The organism is Xenorhabdus budapestensis, assembly GCF_002632465.1.
GTDB classification, from domain to species: domain Bacteria; phylum Pseudomonadota; class Gammaproteobacteria; order Enterobacterales; family Enterobacteriaceae; genus Xenorhabdus; species Xenorhabdus budapestensis.
The window spans coordinates 1-17172 of record NZ_NIBS01000002.1 but is presented as its reverse complement, the minus strand read 5'-3'; the positions used below and the strand labels follow the sequence as shown (position 1 = coordinate 17172).

Genomic DNA, 17172 nt, shown 5'->3' with positions numbered 1-17172 from the left:
CTGCTTGAATGAAATAAACCAGAACGGCCTATTTTTTCTAATATATCAAATAATTATCTACCAGTATCTGAAAATTAATCTAATGAGATTTTATTATAACCAATATTATTATAAATGATTTTAAAATAAACGGAGTGTTTTTTATGCTCAGTGTTTTGGATTATTTCAGTGTGAACGTTTGTTTATTATTGAGGTGTGGCTAAAAGGCAGGAGTTATTTTTGCTTGACAAGCTGCTCATTAATTGGGCAGCTTGTCTTGTGTTCAAAAATAATTACAGTACATGAACAGAAGAAGTATTTGTTGTACCACTTGGTACTAATGCACCGGATACCATTACAACTATCTCTCCTTTGCTTGCCATACCGCTGGCCAATGCAGCTTCTTTACCAATACGGTAGAAATCATCGGTAGAAGCAATTTCTTTGACAACTTGCGTAGAGACACCTTTGACCAGCAACAATTGACGAGCGGTAATTTCATTGGTAGTCAGTGCAAGAATAGGGGCATTAGGGAAGTATTTACGGATAGATCTTGCAGATTTACCACCATAAGTCGCTACAACAATCAGAGGTGCTTGCAATTTTTCAGCAATTTCTACCGCACCACGGCAAACCGCTTCGGTAACACGCAACTTCTGCGTTTTAGTATTTTCGATTCGACTACCCATGACACGATCTGTACGTTCACAGATAGTTGCCATAATGGAGACCGCTTCAACAGGGTATTTCCCTTTTGCACTTTCGCCGGAAAGCATCACTGCGTCAGTACCATCCAAGATTGCATTGGCAACGTCGCCTGCTTCAGCGCGGGTAGGGCGTGGATTTTTGATCATGGAATCCAGCATTTGAGTCGCAGTGATGACAACTTTGCGTGCAGAATTACATTTTTCTATCATCATTTTCTGCGCGAAAATCACTTCTTCTACGGGGATCTCAACACCCAAATCACCACGGGCAACCATGATACCGTCTGAAGCTTCCAGAATTTCATCAAAATTATTCAGACCTTCCTGATTTTCAATTTTGGAAATGATTTGGATGTGTTCGCCACCGTGGGATTTTAAGTGTTCGCGGATTTCCAGAACATCAGAACGCTTACGAATGAAAGACGCTGCAATAAAATCAACACGTTGCTCACAACCAAAGATAAGGTCTTGCTTGTCTTTTCCTGCCAGTGCAGGCAGGTTGATAGAAACATTTGGCAGATTGACGCCTTTGTTTTCACCTAACTCACCGTTATTTAACACTTCACAAATGACTTCAGTTTCGGTGATATCTTTTACTGTCATGGCAATCAGGCCATCGTCAATCAATACTGTATTGTCCACAGATAAATCCGCTGGTAAACCTGAATAGGTTACGGCAACACATTCTTTATTACCGATGACGGATTGATCTGTTGTGAAGGTGAAAGTCTGACCTGCCGTCAGAGAAACATCATTACCACCTTCCAGCTTCATGGTTCGGATTTCAGGGCCTTTAGTATCCAGTAAGATAGCTGCTTTTTTGCCGGTTTTGGCAGTAACTGCACGAAGATTTTTAATGCGTTGGCCATGCTCTTCGTAGTTGCCGTGAGAAAAATTCAGGCGCATAACATTCATGCCTGAGTTAAGCAATTCGGTTAGTTTTTCTTCGGATTCAGTTTTCGGCCCGATAGTACAAACAATTTTAGTTTTTTTCATGACAATCTATCTACTGGTTTTTATGAATTAAAAAAAGTGAATCACCAACCATTGACATTATAAGCTAGCATCATCTGGCTTTGTAATTTGGCATTTTTAGTTGCGCAACATAATGGAAAACGGGTGGCAGAAAGTGTCAAATGGTTGTTTTTCATGAAGCCAGGCATGTATGGACATGTGGACTTGGAACGATTAATCATCTGTAACTTTTTCTGAGTTCGGTAAATCAATTGGCTGAAACCATTCAACATATGACAATGCGTATTATAGAGGTTAATTTCTGTGAAATGAATTAAAAAAATAGTTCTCGAAAAGATTTATGTTACAGGAATAAAAAATATTCACGCACACGCTAGAAAAATCAGTAAGTTGTTGCACGATAGTATCGAATCGAATATTTGTTATTTCGGTTAGGTATGAGGATAAGTATGGGACAACCAGTACCAATTTTATGACAACTAATCATCGGGATAACCAGATTAGAAATGAAGAGAGTTAAAAACGAAAAAATAAAGAAAAACTATAAAGATATGGTGCGTCCGAGTGGACTCGAACCACCGACCCCCACCATGTCAAGGTGGTGCTCTAACCAACTGAGCTACGGACGCACATAAAAATGAATTTTTTGTCAACCGGATATTTGGTGCGTCCGAGTGGACTCGAACCACCGACCCCCACCATGTCAAGGTGGTGCTCTAACCAACTGAGCTACGGACGCAATCTAAATTTCTGTGGCTGACAACGGGGACGAATATTAACGATCACTGAGCTGTCTGGCAAGGGGAAAAATGCAAATTCGTGCTCGATTGCTCGCATTTACATCTATCAGTGTGAATTTACAACTTTTTCCCCTTTAGATGATAATCTAATGTACTGAATTAACGAGTAGAATGTGCCAGAACAGTATAATCAGGCTGCTTTTGTAACCACCAAATCCGGCTGCCCATCATGATCGCAGCTACAGTTAACCCGATAATAAACCCAATCCAGAAACCTTGTGGCCCCATCGGCTCAGTAACATAGTTGGTCAATGCCAGTATATAACCACTAGGTAATCCGAAACCCCAATATGCGATGAAAGTAATAAAGAAAATGGAACGCGTATCTTTATACCCGCGCAATACCCCGGAGCCAATCACCTGAACTGAATCTGAAAGCTGATAGATAGCAGCAAACAGCATCAAATGAGATGCCAAAGTGACAACTTCAGGATTATTGTTATACATTATTGCAATTGGTTCACGGAATAGAATCGTGAAGGTTGCTGTTATACAAGCAATTACCAAGCCAACAACAAGACTGGTATAAGCTGATATTTTGGCGCCTTCAGTTGATTCCTGTCCTAAGTTATAACCTACACGGATAGTTGCCGCTATGCCAAATGACAACGGGAACATAAACATCAGTGAGCTGAAATTGAGAGAAATTTGATGTCCTGCAACGGCAATTACGCCGAGAGGGGAGACCAGTAGGGATACAACAGCAAATAATGTAACCTCAAAGAACATAGCCAGAGCGATAGGTAAACCAAGCAAAGTAATGCGTTTTTGAGCATGCCAGTTAGGACGGGCAAAATTGTCAAATGTATGGATATCTTTCTGAGAAGGTGAGTGTTTGACATATGCAAGCAGTAACAGGAACATTACCCAGTAAACGGCTGCTGTTGCAACACCACAACCCACACCACCAAGTTCCGGTGCACCGAATTTACCGTAAATGAAAATGTAGTTGACGGGGATATTAACCAATAATCCTAAAATACCAATAACCATTGCTGGTTTGGTTTTTGACAGCCCTTCACACTGACTGCGTAAAACCTGATAGTACAGGCAACCAGGCGTTCCCCACATAATAGCGTGAATAAAATCTACAGCTTTTTGTGCCAGGATAGGATCCACATTATGTTGCGCTTCTATAATGAAACGGCAGTTATACAATATTGTAATAATGAAAATAGCGAGGAGCGTTGCTAGCCAAAAACCTTGTTGAATTTGACTTGCGACATTTTTTCTCTGGCCTGAGCCATTCATATGTGCAACGATTGGTGTTAAAGCCATCAACAAGCCTTGACCAAACAGAATCGTCGGCAGCCAGATTGATGTCCCGATAGCAACCGCTGACATCTCGATTGTGCCAGCTTTACCAGCCATAACTGTATCTACGAAACCCATCGCAGTTTGTGAAAATTGAGCGATGATGACGGGGATCCCCAGAGCGAGCAAACTACGCGCTTCATTTAAATATTTCTGCACGTACTACACCTTTTTTGATTAAAAATTAATTAGAAGAACAAGAAACATTTTTGCGAGCAAAAGAAGTTGTTTGAAAAGTAATCTCTTGTTAACTCAAGTATTGTATAGGACTCATTTTATTAAGCCAATCGTTGCACGATATTTATGCCAAATCGAAGATAACTCTCAACCGGAATAGTGTCTAAAAGAGATGAGTGCGTTACACTAACTTATCATGCAAAACGATAAAAGAGGTTTCCCATGTTTACAGGCATCGTCCAGGTAAAAGCGCCTATAGTTGCTATTGAAGAAAAAATACACTTTCGGACTCATGTAGTTAAATTTCCGGCTGAATTATTATCTGAAATTGAAACGGGGGCTTCCGTTTCCCATAATGGCTGTTGTTTGACTGTCACTAAAATAGATGGCGATTTGATTAGTTTCGATTTGATGAAAGAGACACTGCGCTTGACTAATCTCGGCGAGCTTAAGATTGGCGATTTAGTTAATTTGGAAAGGGCTGCAAAATTTGGTGATGAAATTGGTGGGCATTTGATGTCCGGTCATGTCATTACAACGGCTGAAATTGCTAAAATTTTTACTGCGGAAAATAACCATGAAATATGGTTCCGTATTTATGATAAGCAGTTAATGAAATATATCCTGCATAAAGGTTTTATTGGTATTGATGGGATCAGCCTAACGATTGGAGATGTCGTGAATAATCGTTTCTGTGTTCATTTGATTCCTGAAACGTTGGAACGTACGACACTGGGCAAAAAACGCATTGATCAAAAAGTAAATATTGAAATTGACCCGCAAACACAAGCAATTGTAGATACTGTTGAACGGTTCATGGCGCAAAAAGAACAGGAAAGAGTATTATCCCAATTGGAAGAGTAGTTAACGTTACTTATATTAATAAAAAATATTAATGAAAAAAGCTACAGAGATGTTCACTGTAGCTTTTCAGCAGCCTTAGAAAGCTGTTGTAAACAATATCATCGAGGAACTCTCAGTCCATTTTCAATTCCATGCGGGCTGAACATGACTTGCCATAGTTGAATATCTCTGGCACGGAATGCGCCAGCGCAGGCATTCAGATAATAGCTGAACATCCGTTTGAAACGAGGGCTGTAGTTATTTTCTATCTTACTCCAGTTTGCGATAAAACGCTCATACCATGCCATCAGGGTACGATCATAATCAGCCCCAAAGTTGTGCCAATCTTCCATAACGAACTTTCCTGTGCTGGCTTTGGCGATCCTTGCAATTGATGGTAAGTAGCCATTAGGGAAAATATATTTACTGATCCATGTATCGACACTTACTTTATCTCGATTGGAACCAATAGTATGAAGTAAGAACAACCCATCAGGTTTCAGGTTTTTACGGACTATATCGAAATAATTGGCGTAATTTTTATGACCAACGTGTTCAAACATGCCAACGGAAACAATTCTGTCAAACTGGAGATTCAGGTTACGATAATCTTCAAGGATAATTTTAACATCCAGATCCTTACAGCGGTCTTGGGCGTATTTCTGTTGCTCTACCGAAATGGTAACGCCAGTGACGGAGGCATCATAGTGTTTGGCAGCATAGGCGGCCAGCCCACCCCATCCACATCCGATATCCAAAAGAGTCATGCCCGGTGATAACTGTAGTTTTTCGCAAATTAACTGGAGTTTATTAGATTGAGCTTCTTCCAGAGTATTTGCATCTTTCCAGTAACCACAGGAATATTGCATATAGGGATCAAGCATGAACGTGAATAGGTCATTACCTAAATCATAATGCTCTTTACCCACAATCCAAGCTCGCTTGGTAGATTGTAAATTAAATACGCGGGAGGTAATAATCTTCAGAATGTCTTTGATATTTTTAGGGATTCTGTGTTCCAGACCCACTCTTAAAATTTTATAAAAGAAAATGTCCAAACGTTCACAATCCCACCAACCATCCATATAACTTTCACCTAATCCCAAAGAGCCTTGTTTTAACACTCTTTTATAAAAATCAGGGTTTTTGACTTGTATATCAAAAGGACGTTTACCGTTGATTTCAACACCAGCTTCTTGAAGCAAGTCATTGGCGATCCTATGCCACTGGTCAGTAATTGTTTTTTTTCCTTCAACGAAAGATGAACTCATAGACTCTCCAACATTTGTTTGATGGAATTTTGAGGTATATCTTTGTGATAGATTGTTTATTATCCTAAAACAAAAATGGATTGACTTGAAATTAAGCAGAAAATGTTTCAAAGGCACAGAATGCCGATTCATCCTGAAATGAAAGAGAGCTTCATTGCCCTTAGAAACCTCAAATTCCGAGTTTTTTAGAATAATGAATCTGTATGAGTATATGAGTGAAATAATATTTAAACAATAATCTAAAGGCCATATTATGGTATGGCCTTTAGATGATAATATTCTTAGTTATTATCTTTGGGGGTAATTTTTTAATTTATAACTAATGACCATTGTTTACTTCTTTCTTTTGTAAAGAATAGCCTATTATCATTGGGATAATAGTAGAAACCATCACTGTTGTGGTAGACAGAAGAGGGTCTTTTATGAACATAGCAACAAGCATGCTGGCAATAAAGCAAAGACCCAATTGTAAAGCATTTTGTAATGCAGCCGCTTTACCACCGTCTTTGGGATAAACAGAAAGTGCATTTGCTACAGCAATAGGGTAAGAAGCACCATTCATGACGGCCATAAAACAGAAAGGAACAAGAATAAGCATGAAAGAAGGATAAATTAGGGCAATTAAATAGATGAGTGCCATGCTTACAGCATAACCTACCAGCAAAATTGGAAATATGGTTTCACTTTTGATTTTTTCCAATAAAAGACGGCAACCATACCCACCGAGCATAAATGCCAAAGTTTGTGGAATATAGCTTAAGCCAATATCTGTGGCATCATAACCCATATTGATCAAAATCATTGGTGAACCCGTTAGCCAGGCAAAAAAACCAGCACTACAGGAAGCATAAATCAACACATTTCCGCTGAAAGTTGAAGACTTCAATAAGGTGAAGAAAGAAATTTTATTTTCATTGATATTGGTGTCAATAGGTGCACGTTTACTAGCCAGTAAAAATGTTGGTACAAGCAAAACTAGTGTTACAGCCATTAAAACAAGAAAAATAGTTCTCCAACCTGTATGTGACAATAACCATGCACCGAGTAAAGGGGCAAGGGCAGGGGAAAGTGCAACCAGCGGCATAATCATGGCAAAAACGCGTTTTGTGCGTTCAGCGTTATATCTATCAACGACTAAAGCTTGCCAGGAAACAGCAGCAGAACAGACACCCACAGCCTGAATAAATCGCAGAATAAGTAATTGAGTTGCATCTGTTATCCAAAGCATTCCTAAACAGCTAAGACAAAACAGAGATAAGCCGATAAGCAGAACAGGTTTTCTTCCTAGGCGATCAGACAGTTGTCCCCATAAAAGCTGGGCAACAGCAAAACCAGCAAGAAAAACGCTGAGGCTTGCACTAATAGCCCCTTCTGATGCACCTAAGTCTTTCGCCATAGCATCAAAAGCGGGTAGATACATATCAATGGCTAAGTAGCCAAGCATACTTAGGCCAGCGAGATAAAACATAAATGGCATGGAATTTTTATTTGTTGTCATTGTGTCAATAAATTGATGTGATAATTGATAAGAAAATATACGGTTTATTTTATATGGCGTAATTTTTACTTGTGAAACGGTATTATTTGCATAATGCTGTGAAAAAAATTAAAAGGAAGAAATATGTGGTCTGAATATTCTTTGGAAGTTGTTGATGCTGTGGCCAGAACAGGAAGTTTCAGTGCGGCTGCGTCAGAGCTTCACCGCGTACCTTCTGCCATTAGTTATACAATAAAACAACTTGAAGAATGGTTGGCAGTTCCCCTATTTGAACGTCGTCATCGCGATGTGGAATTAACCGAGGCAGGGGCTATCTTTGTAAAGGAAGCGCGTTCTGTTATCAAAAAAATGCATCATACTCGTCATCAATGTCAGCAGGTGGCTAACGGTTGGCGTGGGCAGCTTAGTATTGCTGTTGATCAAGTGGTGAAACCAGAACGGACACGCCAGCTTATTCTGGATTTTTACCGCCATTTTCCGGATATTGAGTTATTTATTTACCCTGAAGTTTTTAATGGGGTATGGGATGCGCTGGTAGATGGGCGCGTTGATGTTGCTATTGGTGCCACACGCGCCTCTCCAGTCGGGGAGCGATATAGTTTCAGGGACATGGGGTTCATGCCGTGGCTATGTGTTGCCAGTCCTGGGCATGAGTTGACCGTTATAATAGAAAGATTAAATGATGATCAATTGAGGGCTTACCCTAGCTTGTGCCTTGAAGATACTTCACGTAATTTACCCAAGCGTAATACATGGACTTTGGATAATCAACGGCGGTTAGTTGTCCCTGATTGGAATGCCGGGTTGGCTTGCCTGATGGAGGGGCTGTGTGTGGGAATGGTGCCCAAACATCGTGCTTTGCCGCTTATTCGTCAAGGAAAACTCAGTTTGCTTGAACTTGAGCAACCATTACCTGATAGCCCATGTTGCCTGACATGGTCGCAAAAAAGCCATTCACCTGCATTAAGCTGGTTGCTTGATTATCTTGGAGATAGTGCAACACTCAATACTGAATGGCTACAAGAGGATTAATCGTTAACGACGATAATCAATGAAAGGGCCATCTGCAACAGAGCGACGCTCAACAAGACGCGGATGGACTTCGATAGTTTGTGCATCTTGACGTTTATTAATGATCCTATCAAGTAACGTGGAAAAAGCCATCTGTCCTAGACGCTCTTTAGGTTGATGAATCGTTGTCAGCGCTGGTGTGAAATAACGGGCATTGCGAATATTGTCATAACCAATGACAGAAATATCTTGTGGAACGCGTAACCCCATCTCGTCAGCAGCACAGATCGCCCCCATTGCCATCACATCTCCTCCACAAAATACGGCCGTAGGGCGGTGTTTTTGGCTTAAGATTTTATACATCGCCTGATATCCGGATTCGGGTTCAAAATCCCCCTGAACAATCCATTCTTCCCGAATAGTGATATTTGCTTCTTTTAGTGCCTTGAGGAAACCTTGATGACGTCCGCCTCCAGTATTTCTGGCCAATGATCCGGGAATAGCAGCAATATCACGGTGACCACGTTCAATAAGATATCGGCCGGCCAAATAACCACCATGGAAGGCATTATCGATAATTGCATCAGTGAAATCTCCTCTGGACTCTCCCCAATCCATGACTACCATGGGAATGTTGCGATAGTCTTCCAGCATTCCCAACAGTTGTTGAGGATATTCAGAACACATAACCAGTAAACCATCTACGCGTTTTTGCGCCAGCATAGAGAGATAAGCTTTTTGTTTGTCGAGATTGTTATGGGAATTACATAAAATCAAAGTATAGCCTTTGCTATAACAACTATTTTCGACAGACTCAATGATTTCAGCAAAATAAGGCGCTTCACTTGATGTTGCCAGTAGTCCGATAGATTTGGTGTGATTAACCTTTAAGCTACGGGCAACAGCACTGGGGGAATAATTCAGTTCCTTAATGGCAGCCCATACTGTGGTCTTTGTATCTTCGGCGACGAAACGGGTTTTATTGATAACATGGGATACGGTTGTGGTTGAAACACCAGCGCGTTTGGCCACATCTTTAATCGTTGCCATGATAAAAAGGACTCCTGACCTTAGGTCTAAATTTGTATACCCTTCATCTGGATATAGATCTTTGTTAATCATTTGCCAGTGTTATATTTATATATAGGAAGATAACTGACAATAATTTAGCGATAAACCCTGAATTTTGTCTGATCTAGCGCAAAAGTGAAAGTAGTAATCAATGCTATAAAGTATATGCATTAAATACCACAGTATGGTTTTTTAACCTCTGAGGTAAATAACCAGTCAAAATTTATGGTGTCGCTGAGCCTGAGTCTTAATTTTCATGGTGAGGATGGTTTATGGATACAGATCTGAAATTGGGATTATTGACTGCCTGTAGTGCGTTAATCGTGATTGTTTTTCTGGCGAGTCTTTGCCTGATCTAGCCAAGGTCGAGAAACAATATCAAGGTGAAATGCTATCTGCCTTACTTTAAAGGTAAGTTTTTCACTATTCAAAGGGCACTTATAAATGAAATACATTTACTTAATCATTTTTAATCATTGATGATCAGGAATAGTCATCTATTTTAAATTAATTATTTGATTTATATCATAATTTAATTTATTTTTTGCTTTACTTAATCATAAATAGTCACAGCGATTCATTTAGTGTCATGAAAAAAATGTACATTACGGTGTACATGAACTACATTAAAGCTATGTTATTTTTTTGAGGAAAAATGATATGGCAATTACCGACTCATGGCTCCGCTCTGCCAGTGGTAAGCCCCAAGAAAAAATCACGACTAAATCAGACAGGGATGGCTTATCTGTCCGTGTCACGCCTAAAGGAAAAATCATATTCCAATTTAGATATCGCTGGAACGGCAAGGGGGATCGGATTGACATAGGAACCTACCCGGCAACGAGCCTAAAAGATGCCCGTGACTCAGTGCTTTTCTATCGTGGGGAATTGGAACAACTCCGTAATCCTAAGATAGTTAAGCGTGTTCGTAAAGAGTCTGCCTTAAGTGCGGTTACTGTAGAGGGGCTGCTTCGTGAGTGGTGGGAAAAGACAATGCGGGGTTCAAAAGTTAAAGCGGATGAGATATTGCGATCTTTCGAAATTTACGTTTTCCCTAAAATCGGCAAGCTGCCTCATGATGAGGTGACATTGCATGTTTGGCTTTCCTTAATTGAAGACGTTACCAAACAAGCGCGCTCAATTGGTGCTCGCATCTTGATTTATTCTAAGACTGCGCATCGGTGGGCTGTCAGGCGAGGAATGACCAGTCTCACTCCATTATCTGACGTAATAACAGGTGATCTCGGAGGAAAAGACACTAAAACTGATATTGGTTTAAATGCTGATATGAGCGAAAGGGCATTAGACGAAGAAGAGCTGGTGCTTCTCTTTAATGTTATCAATGCGCCTGATTATAACCCGCGAAACGCGTTAATAATAAAACTGTGCCTTTTGTTTGGGTGCCGCATTGGTGAACTGCTAAAAGCTAAAGTTAATGATTTTGATTATGAAAAAGATATTTGGGTTGTTCCACCCTTAAATCACAAAACAGGCAGAAAATCCAAGAAGCCTATCATCAGGCCGATTATCCCGGCAGCAAAAGAATTGATTGAGCAGGCGAAAAAATTAAATCATGAGAGTGAATATCTGTTTACTGTACGCCGAGGGGAACCTCTAACACAAGGAACACATTGCAACATGGTAGAAGCTCTTAATAAAAAAATGGCCCTTTATTCACCTGATTGTGAGCATTGGTCAATTCACGATCTGCGTAGAACTATGCGGACTGGTGTATCTGAATTAACCGCACCGCATGTGGCTGAAATTATGGTAGGACATAAATTACCCGGAGTATGGCAGGTGTACGATAAGCACACCTACCTAAGCGAACAGAGAGAGGCATACGAACTCTGGTGGGAAAAGCTGACTAAAATTGTTTCCCGTTCTCCCAGTCAAAAATATCTTGCCGAAGGAAGTTAAGCTGGTCAGATTTAAATTTGGGTTTTGGGAAGCCTTCTCGCTTTTGCTTCCCATTACCGCACCACAATCTTATCGTATGCGGCTTTACATCATATCGGTCTGCCAGTTCCTTTGTTTTGATATAAGGTGATTGACTCATTATTTATCCCCTTTCCGATACCCTTTCCCCAAAATCACCTTGGCCACTTTCGCCGGTGTTGCTTTTCCTTCCCATGTCGCATCAAAAATAATGCTGTTCAGTTTCATTACGTCGATAACCAGTGCAGCAATGTCTTCTTCCTTCCGTTCTGGCTTACGGTATCCAGCCTGCCAGACTGCATGGGTGATATCAGCAGGATCGCCCCAGACCGAGGCGATGATTTGTGTCAGGTGGAATGAGTTATTGATCATTGCTCACCTCGTCATATTCAAATTTAATATATTGAAGCCCCTCCGATTGTGCTCTGCATAATTCTTCAATAAATTGCTTCTTTGAGTACCCAAGGGATTTAGCTACAATATGTAGTGCTTTTTCATTCTCGAGTAGTTCATCTATCCCCATTGTTATTTCATTTTTATTGCTCACACCTGACTCATCCGCCTTCTTCAATAACCACTCTGTCCACTCACGCCCATCATCAATGTGACCGGGCAACCCAATTTCATTCTGTGCGTTATCGATGCTGATCATTGTTTTTTTCCTCGTTTTACGCTTTTGTTATTCTTCACGGGTGTTATCTTCACGCCTGCCACTTTGGGTGCGGGTGGCAGATGAGGGCAGACGCCCTCGTGAATGTAAAAGTTTTGTCTCATGCGGTGAACGATTCGCTGTGTGTAATCCCTTGCCACCTTCCGCCTTGCGTTCTCGAATTCGTTAGTCATGGATATTGACAGTGACGTCTTCCGGTTTTATTCCCTGAAATCCCCATCGCTTCAGAATAGTTTTGATGTCACCACGGATGAGTTCTTGGTATTCAGATTCCGGGACAGGATAATCACTGTTAACATATTCGCGTACTTCCGGTTTGGTCATATCAATTGTTACTATCACGCTATTTTCCTTATTTCGTTATTGCCTATATTGAATAGGTGTTCTTTATCGACAGTGGTTATTAATTTGCGTGGAGTAATGAACGGTCGCCAAATTAAAATCTTGGAGCCTTTTGTATTACTCTTGCCTATTATTTTCTGTTCCGCTGGAATAAATGAAATTCTCCCTCCCGTAATTATCCTGACCTCATCAACTGTCTCCAGCGCTAACTTAAACCAGCCCACAGAGAAATCAGAAGGAACTAACATCACAACTGGTTGTAATTGCTTTTGGCATTCGATAGCGGCTTTCTCTATCCACGGCCTAATATTGGAATAAGGCGGATTACACCAAATAGCACCGAGACTTATCCAGTCAGACTCCAGTGCATTATCTCGTTCCGTGAGATAATGTGCGCACAGAGTGTTTTGATCGGATGCAGCCGCATCAAGGGTAAATCTAAATTCAAGGTCGAGTGCTTTAAATAACGGGAGGGGAGTTTGCCATAAATCTTTAAATTTGGGTGGAGTGTTACTACCTCCGAAGTCAGCTTTCATTCTCCATATCCTTGTTGCTACTTATATTGAATGGCAATCCATCAGCCTCCATAGGTTTAATATTTGCAAAATCACATGGAATAATGCCACCACCAAACTCTTGAGCCATCATTAATGCTTGTTTGGCTTTTAGTGCAATAATATTTTTTGGTAACACTATTTGATAAGTTACTCCATCAATTAAGACTAAAGTTGTCATTGCTTGGACTTGTCTCATAGCTATATTCTCGTTATTTGTTTGGGTGACGGTAGAGAGGGATTATCTTGCAACAACATACCCGCCGATAAAATGATAAGGATTGTTCCGCTTCTTCCTTATTGTCCTTATACGCCATAGGTTCATTGAAATTCTCATCAAATATCATATAGGCCACAGGCTCCATATTTTCATATTCAGCGAGTTTCTTGTGTAGGTTTTCTATTTCCCTACAAATTTTCACTATATTTTCTGCATTAATTAAATAGTGACCAAAAAATATAGTTGGGTATTCCCCTATTAACTCACGCTCATTTTCTAATGATGAGCGCAATTTTTTCGCTAACTCAATCACATCATTGCTCATTATTTTTCCTCGTTGCTCTGAAATCAGGACTGTAATCCAATTCAACACTAAATGTTCCCAGAGATTCACCATTATTAAATACTGTTATCTCAATAGGCCAACTATCCTCTTGTCCATCACAATAATCTAGATAGTGTTCTGCGCATTCCTCAGCTAAAAAATAAGGATAATTTTCATCCCATTCAGGATCTTCTAATTCATACCTATCTTTTGGGTCAAATAAATTATTAGTTCCTTTTATTGCATATTCGATCATCACCCAATCCTCCTGCATAAATCTGAATCAGTCATTATCATCACCTGTATGTTTAATTTTAACTGCTAATCTATCAGCTTCTTGTTCTTGATATTTAAGCTTATCCATAAATTCATCGCTGAACTCGATATGATAATCTTCTTCACGCTGCAATATTGTTCGTTATAGATATAGGCCTCTTCCTGACAGCCGGGGCAATATTTACTGCCGCGTTTATTAGTTCCGCAATTTACACAATAATTACTCATTTAAACCCCCTGCATATATGCTTTTATAAATTCTTCCGCGACTGGCGCAACAATGGCATTTCCATAGGCGCGGAGGCGTCCCACTCGATTGGAAGTCCCATTAATTTCCTTGCCATAATTGGGTGGTACAATTCTAATTTTCTCATCTGCTCCCTGGTTGGGTTTCCATTCATTCCAAACGTGTGTAGCCACATTTGACGATAGAGCGTATCGTTTCGAATCTTGCCACCCTTCCTGATGAACGATTTCTCCATATCTCCGCAGTCCTTGTGGCATCTGGTTGTTGGCGTGGCCCACCCAATAGAGGCGCTGCCTGATGTGCGGTGCACCGATGCCCGCAGCGCAGATATCGGTCGCCCCGACGGAGTAATTCGTTCCTTCCAGGTCAGTGTGTACAAGGTCGAACCAAGCAAGGCCGTCCCTGCTTGCAACCTGTTCACCAAACACAACACGAGGTCTGTACTGTTCGATGAGGTGGAAGAATGCAGGCCATAAGTGCCGCTCGTCAGTAAACCCAGCTCCTTTGCCTGCCGCGCTGAAAGGTTGGCATGGACAGGAACCCGTCCAGACTGGCTTATCATCAGGCCATCCGGCATTTCTGAGTGCAAAACTCCAGACGCCAATTCCGGCGAAAAAGTGGCATTGGGTGTAATTTCGTAGGTCATCAGGCTTCACATCCTCTATTGAACGTTCATCAACATCGCCGGGTGCTATATGTCCGGCTGCAATTAAATTTCTCAGCCATTGCGCTGCGTAGGGGTCTATCTCGTTGTAATAGGCGGTCACTTAATCCCCCTGCATATATTCGCTGCCTTCTCGCACATTTCAATATCGAACCAGCCGAAGTGGCACTTGTTGAAACTGATACCCAGTTGCCATGCTAACCATCGGTACGCATCCGCGCGTTCCCAGTTTATGATTTGTCGCATTCGTTCAAATTTTTCCTTACTGTCTTTCCTTGCTATACGTGTCTGCTTATCTGCCAAATAGCCCAATGGGATATCGGTGTAAGGGTGCATACCGACTCGCGCACCGCATGAGGTACACAGATATAACCAGGGCCATTTGTTGTTATTATGGATACGCCCAAACACTTCTTCGTGATGGGCTATGGTGACCAATCCGTGACAGTAGTGACATTTAGTCGGGATTGGCAGTTGATCATTGACCCGCTGTATTGCTTTGGGGTTGGGGTTCCACGGTGTGTGCATGCAATCTCCTTAACGCTTCTTTCACGGCATTTAAACGAGAGTCCATCCTTTTGTATTTTTGAATTTTAGTTTTCAGTGAGTGGTCTAGGTATCCAGTGAGGTATCCGTTATCAGCCTTGAGAATAAAATCAGATAGTGAACATCCCATCGATGACCAGAATGCAGTCCATGATTCACCATATTCAGCAATTGTTATTCGTCCCGCCTTGTTACCGTAATCCTCCAGATAAACATGAATGGGGTCATGTCGCGGTACGTCCGTAATTTGTATTTTTATGACATCCGATGTTTCGATATGCACAATTATCCTCCCGCCACTGAGGTAGCGTTAGTTAATGGGGTGGGTTAGAAGGTTCTGTTTGGATTGCCGAGCGGCGTTAGAATGGGGAGCCAAACTCGTCATAATCAGCAGACGGGATATTCTGCTGAACGTAGAATTGAGAACCAGAACTGGCTGATTTCCGTTCATCTCTATCTTTCAGATTTGCAACCATTTTATCGATGGCGGTAGCCGTTTTCCCCTCTACTTTTTCGGCGATGGTCTGGCGAGTATCAGGATAGAACGGGATGCGGATATCCATGCCGTAAGTATCGTCACCGTTATTTTTCGTCCTGAGTACCTTTTGTAGCACCAATCCCACTCGCTTGCCTGTGAATTCGGGTGCAATCATATTGTTGACTGAAACCATGTGGCTTGTGATCTGACGAACGCCACAACATCCCATAATGGCCTGCACCATACTGTAACCAAATGTATTGACTGAACCATCTTTTTTCTTGCAGCAGATACTGAGGTAGCTTACTTTGCGTCCGTCATCCGCCGTGAATAAATCCAGTGCCGTTGCCTGATCGATAACGACTAATTCATTTGTCATTTTTTGTCCTTTTTTATTTATAGGAGCTATTAATTAAGAGTGAGTAGTAATAGAAACTATCGGGAATCATTTTTGTTTAGTCAGGGAAATAAGCGCCTTGGCGTGGAGTTCGGCAGAATCTTTTTCTAAGTGAATTAGCCCGCGCTTTAATAACAACCTGTCATTTACACCATTAATCCAAAGTGAAGATTTATAAATAGTTTTACCTGACAAACAAGGATAAAAATATTTTTGGTCATACTTCAACGATTCTCTCGCTGGCTCAGGAACATCATATTCCCCGATTCTGATAGTGCGGGGTTTTAGTCTGTACTCAGTAATTAAATCTGCGTGAATGTGTTTAGCCATTGTTATTCTCCTGTCGGTGGTTGGGGTAGTGGCATCCAGTGGGTAATACCTATGCTGAGATACTATTTAGTCCAGAGCTGATTACCTTTTTCATCGACACCAGCAGTAATGTCTCCGAAAGCGTCTTCAATATGAATCACGTCAATGGCCCCAGTTGTTGGGTATTCAGCATTACCAAAGTAAACAAGGACTGATTCATCCTCTAATTCTGGCAACCTATCACTACATTTAATCCACTCCATAATCTTTCCTCTATTCAGGTAATAAAAAGCCCCGCATTGGCGAGGCTGGTGTTAATTATTTTTCTCGATTTCCCTTCGAATTACATTGATAATTTCCTCGGTCTTGTCGAGAGAAAATAATAATGATTCTTCATCGTCACATGTTAATGATGAGGTATCCCCGAGATCAATAAATTCAAATACCTAACGTCTTCATTTGCAGTATCTCTAATAGCCAACAGTTCAAATTGTTTCCCACGGAAATAAGGATAATACATAGTTTGTTACTCCCATAACAATGCCTCATTAAGAGGAACT

The 17172-nt window shown here is 41.0% G+C and carries 21 protein-coding genes, 2 tRNA genes and 1 pseudogene; 3 read left to right on the top strand and 21 right to left on the bottom strand.

Annotation, left to right across the window (positions count from 1 at the left end):
• Positions 1-272: 272 nt before the first annotated feature.
• The 4 genes from pykF to Xbud_RS02750 all read right to left on the bottom strand — a co-directional run bounded on the left by pykF (position 273) and on the right by Xbud_RS02750 (position 3934).
• Positions 273-1682, bottom strand: a complete 1410-nt coding sequence (pykF, locus tag Xbud_RS02770; protein WP_099134637.1) for a pyruvate kinase PykF — start codon at positions 1680-1682, stop codon at positions 273-275.
• 531 nt (positions 1683-2213) lie between these two features.
• A tRNA-Val gene (locus tag Xbud_RS02760) sits at positions 2214-2290 on the bottom strand.
• Between the two features lie 33 nt (positions 2291-2323).
• Positions 2324-2400 (bottom strand) — tRNA-Val (locus tag Xbud_RS02755).
• A gap of 160 nt (positions 2401-2560) precedes the next feature.
• Positions 2561-3934: an MATE family efflux transporter gene (locus tag Xbud_RS02750; RefSeq protein WP_099134636.1), complete on the bottom strand. Its 1374-nt coding sequence runs from the start codon at positions 3932-3934 to the stop codon at positions 2561-2563.
• Positions 3935-4174: 240 nt separating this feature from the next.
• Between Xbud_RS02750 and Xbud_RS02745 the strand changes: the two genes are divergently transcribed.
• Positions 4175-4816 (top strand): riboflavin synthase subunit alpha, encoded by a 642-nt coding sequence (locus Xbud_RS02745; RefSeq protein ID WP_099134635.1) that lies wholly within the window; start codon positions 4175-4177, stop codon positions 4814-4816.
• A gap of 98 nt (positions 4817-4914) precedes the next feature.
• Here the strand turns inward: Xbud_RS02745 and cfa are convergent, their stop codons facing one another.
• On the bottom strand, positions 4915-6066 hold the full coding sequence (cfa, locus tag Xbud_RS02740; protein WP_099134634.1) for a cyclopropane fatty acyl phospholipid synthase: 1152 nt from the start codon (positions 6064-6066) through the stop codon (positions 4915-4917).
• A gap of 319 nt (positions 6067-6385) precedes the next feature.
• On the bottom strand, positions 6386-7564 hold the full coding sequence (punC, locus tag Xbud_RS02735; protein WP_099134633.1) for a purine nucleoside transporter PunC: 1179 nt from the start codon (positions 7562-7564) through the stop codon (positions 6386-6388).
• Positions 7565-7687: 123 nt separating this feature from the next.
• On the opposite strand from punC, the gene punR reads away from it, so the two are divergent.
• Positions 7688-8596: a DNA-binding transcriptional activator PunR gene (gene punR / locus Xbud_RS02730; RefSeq protein WP_099134632.1), complete on the top strand. Its 909-nt coding sequence runs from the start codon at positions 7688-7690 to the stop codon at positions 8594-8596.
• 3 nt (positions 8597-8599) lie between these two features.
• Here the strand turns inward: punR and purR are convergent, their stop codons facing one another.
• Positions 8600-9625 (bottom strand): HTH-type transcriptional repressor PurR, encoded by a 1026-nt coding sequence (purR, locus tag Xbud_RS02725; RefSeq protein WP_099134631.1) that lies wholly within the window; start codon positions 9623-9625, stop codon positions 8600-8602.
• Positions 9626-10306: 681 nt separating this feature from the next.
• Here purR and Xbud_RS02720 point away from each other — a divergent pair.
• Positions 10307-11566 (top strand): tyrosine-type recombinase/integrase, encoded by a 1260-nt coding sequence (locus Xbud_RS02720; RefSeq protein ID WP_099134630.1) that lies wholly within the window; start codon positions 10307-10309, stop codon positions 11564-11566.
• Positions 11567-11704: 138 nt separating this feature from the next.
• On the opposite strand, the gene Xbud_RS02710 is transcribed toward Xbud_RS02720, so the two are convergent.
• The 14 genes and pseudogenes from Xbud_RS02710 to Xbud_RS02645 form a co-directional block, all read right to left on the bottom strand.
• Complete coding sequence (locus tag Xbud_RS02710) at positions 11705-11956, bottom strand: hypothetical protein (protein WP_099134628.1); 252 nt, start codon at positions 11954-11956, stop codon at positions 11705-11707.
• A complete protein-coding gene (locus Xbud_RS02705) occupies positions 11946-12236 on the bottom strand; it encodes a hypothetical protein (RefSeq protein ID WP_099134627.1) in 291 nt (96 codons plus the stop codon). The genes Xbud_RS02710 and Xbud_RS02705 overlap by 11 nt, the downstream gene beginning before the upstream one ends.
• Before the next feature lie 183 nt (positions 12237-12419).
• Positions 12420-12596 carry a hypothetical protein gene (locus Xbud_RS19735; RefSeq protein ID WP_169923018.1) on the bottom strand — a complete coding sequence of 59 codons (177 nt, stop codon included), beginning with the start codon at positions 12594-12596 and terminating at the stop codon, positions 12420-12422.
• Positions 12593-13132 (bottom strand): phage N-6-adenine-methyltransferase, encoded by a 540-nt coding sequence (locus tag Xbud_RS02695; protein WP_099134625.1) that lies wholly within the window; start codon positions 13130-13132, stop codon positions 12593-12595. The genes Xbud_RS19735 and Xbud_RS02695 overlap by 4 nt, the downstream gene beginning before the upstream one ends.
• On the bottom strand, positions 13122-13349 hold the full coding sequence (locus tag Xbud_RS02690; protein ID WP_099134624.1) for a hypothetical protein: 228 nt from the start codon (positions 13347-13349) through the stop codon (positions 13122-13124). The genes Xbud_RS02695 and Xbud_RS02690 overlap by 11 nt, the downstream gene beginning before the upstream one ends.
• 13 nt (positions 13350-13362) lie before the next feature.
• On the bottom strand, positions 13363-13695 hold the full coding sequence (locus Xbud_RS02685; protein WP_099134623.1) for a hypothetical protein: 333 nt from the start codon (positions 13693-13695) through the stop codon (positions 13363-13365).
• A complete protein-coding gene (locus Xbud_RS02680; protein ID WP_099134622.1) occupies positions 13685-13951 on the bottom strand; it encodes a hypothetical protein in 267 nt (88 codons plus the stop codon). The genes Xbud_RS02685 and Xbud_RS02680 overlap by 11 nt, the downstream gene beginning before the upstream one ends.
• A 27-nt stretch (positions 13952-13978) precedes the next feature.
• Positions 13979-14104 (bottom strand): hypothetical protein, encoded by a 126-nt coding sequence (locus Xbud_RS20895; RefSeq protein WP_280176099.1) that lies wholly within the window; start codon positions 14102-14104, stop codon positions 13979-13981.
• 95 nt (positions 14105-14199) lie between these two features.
• Complete coding sequence (locus tag Xbud_RS02670) at positions 14200-14985, bottom strand: DNA cytosine methyltransferase (RefSeq protein ID WP_099134621.1); 786 nt, start codon at positions 14983-14985, stop codon at positions 14200-14202.
• Positions 14982-15410 (bottom strand): zinc-finger-containing protein, encoded by a 429-nt coding sequence (locus Xbud_RS02665; RefSeq protein ID WP_099134620.1) that lies wholly within the window; start codon positions 15408-15410, stop codon positions 14982-14984. The genes Xbud_RS02670 and Xbud_RS02665 overlap by 4 nt, the downstream gene beginning before the upstream one ends.
• The gene (locus Xbud_RS21560) at positions 15361-15711 is read right to left on the bottom strand and encodes a phiTE_072 family protein (RefSeq protein ID WP_479688253.1); all 351 of its coding nucleotides are present in this window, start codon (positions 15709-15711) and stop codon (positions 15361-15363) included. The genes Xbud_RS02665 and Xbud_RS21560 overlap by 50 nt, the downstream gene beginning before the upstream one ends.
• Positions 15712-15787: 76 nt before the next feature.
• The gene (locus Xbud_RS02660) at positions 15788-16285 is read right to left on the bottom strand and encodes a DUF669 domain-containing protein (protein WP_099134619.1); all 498 of its coding nucleotides are present in this window, start codon (positions 16283-16285) and stop codon (positions 15788-15790) included.
• Between the two features lie 66 nt (positions 16286-16351).
• Complete coding sequence (locus Xbud_RS02655) at positions 16352-16633, bottom strand: hypothetical protein (RefSeq protein ID WP_099134618.1); 282 nt, start codon at positions 16631-16633, stop codon at positions 16352-16354.
• A 2-nt stretch (positions 16634-16635) separates the two neighbouring features.
• A pseudogene (locus Xbud_RS02645) lies at positions 16636-16875 on the bottom strand (DUF551 domain-containing protein).
• Positions 16876-17172 lie beyond the last annotated feature (297 nt).

Coding starts and splice junctions, on each gene's coding strand:
- Xbud_RS02720 (WP_099134630.1), top strand. CDS start 10,307: ATGGCAATTACCGACTCATGGCTCCGCTCTGCCAGTGGTAAGCCCCAA.
- Xbud_RS02680 (WP_099134622.1), bottom strand. CDS start 13,951: ATGATCGAATATGCAATAAAAGGAACTAATAATTTATTTGACCCAAAA.
- Xbud_RS02665 (WP_099134620.1), bottom strand. CDS start 15,410: ATGCACACACCGTGGAACCCCAACCCCAAAGCAATACAGCGGGTCAAT.
- Xbud_RS02685 (WP_099134623.1), bottom strand. CDS start 13,695: ATGAGCAATGATGTGATTGAGTTAGCGAAAAAATTGCGCTCATCATTA.
- purR (WP_099134631.1), bottom strand. CDS start 9,625: ATGGCAACGATTAAAGATGTGGCCAAACGCGCTGGTGTTTCAACCACA.
- punC (WP_099134633.1), bottom strand. CDS start 7,564: ATGACAACAAATAAAAATTCCATGCCATTTATGTTTTATCTCGCTGGC.
- cfa (WP_099134634.1), bottom strand. CDS start 6,066: ATGAGTTCATCTTTCGTTGAAGGAAAAAAAACAATTACTGACCAGTGG.
- pykF (WP_099134637.1), bottom strand. CDS start 1,682: ATGAAAAAAACTAAAATTGTTTGTACTATCGGGCCGAAAACTGAATCC.
- Xbud_RS02660 (WP_099134619.1), bottom strand. CDS start 16,285: ATGACAAATGAATTAGTCGTTATCGATCAGGCAACGGCACTGGATTTA.
- Xbud_RS02690 (WP_099134624.1), bottom strand. CDS start 13,349: ATGAGACAAGTCCAAGCAATGACAACTTTAGTCTTAATTGATGGAGTA.
- Xbud_RS02695 (WP_099134625.1), bottom strand. CDS start 13,132: ATGAAAGCTGACTTCGGAGGTAGTAACACTCCACCCAAATTTAAAGAT.
- punR (WP_099134632.1), top strand. CDS start 7,688: ATGTGGTCTGAATATTCTTTGGAAGTTGTTGATGCTGTGGCCAGAACA.
- Xbud_RS02655 (WP_099134618.1), bottom strand. CDS start 16,633: ATGGCTAAACACATTCACGCAGATTTAATTACTGAGTACAGACTAAAA.
- Xbud_RS02705 (WP_099134627.1), bottom strand. CDS start 12,236: ATGATCAGCATCGATAACGCACAGAATGAAATTGGGTTGCCCGGTCAC.
- Xbud_RS02710 (WP_099134628.1), bottom strand. CDS start 11,956: ATGATCAATAACTCATTCCACCTGACACAAATCATCGCCTCGGTCTGG.
- Xbud_RS02745 (WP_099134635.1), top strand. CDS start 4,175: ATGTTTACAGGCATCGTCCAGGTAAAAGCGCCTATAGTTGCTATTGAA.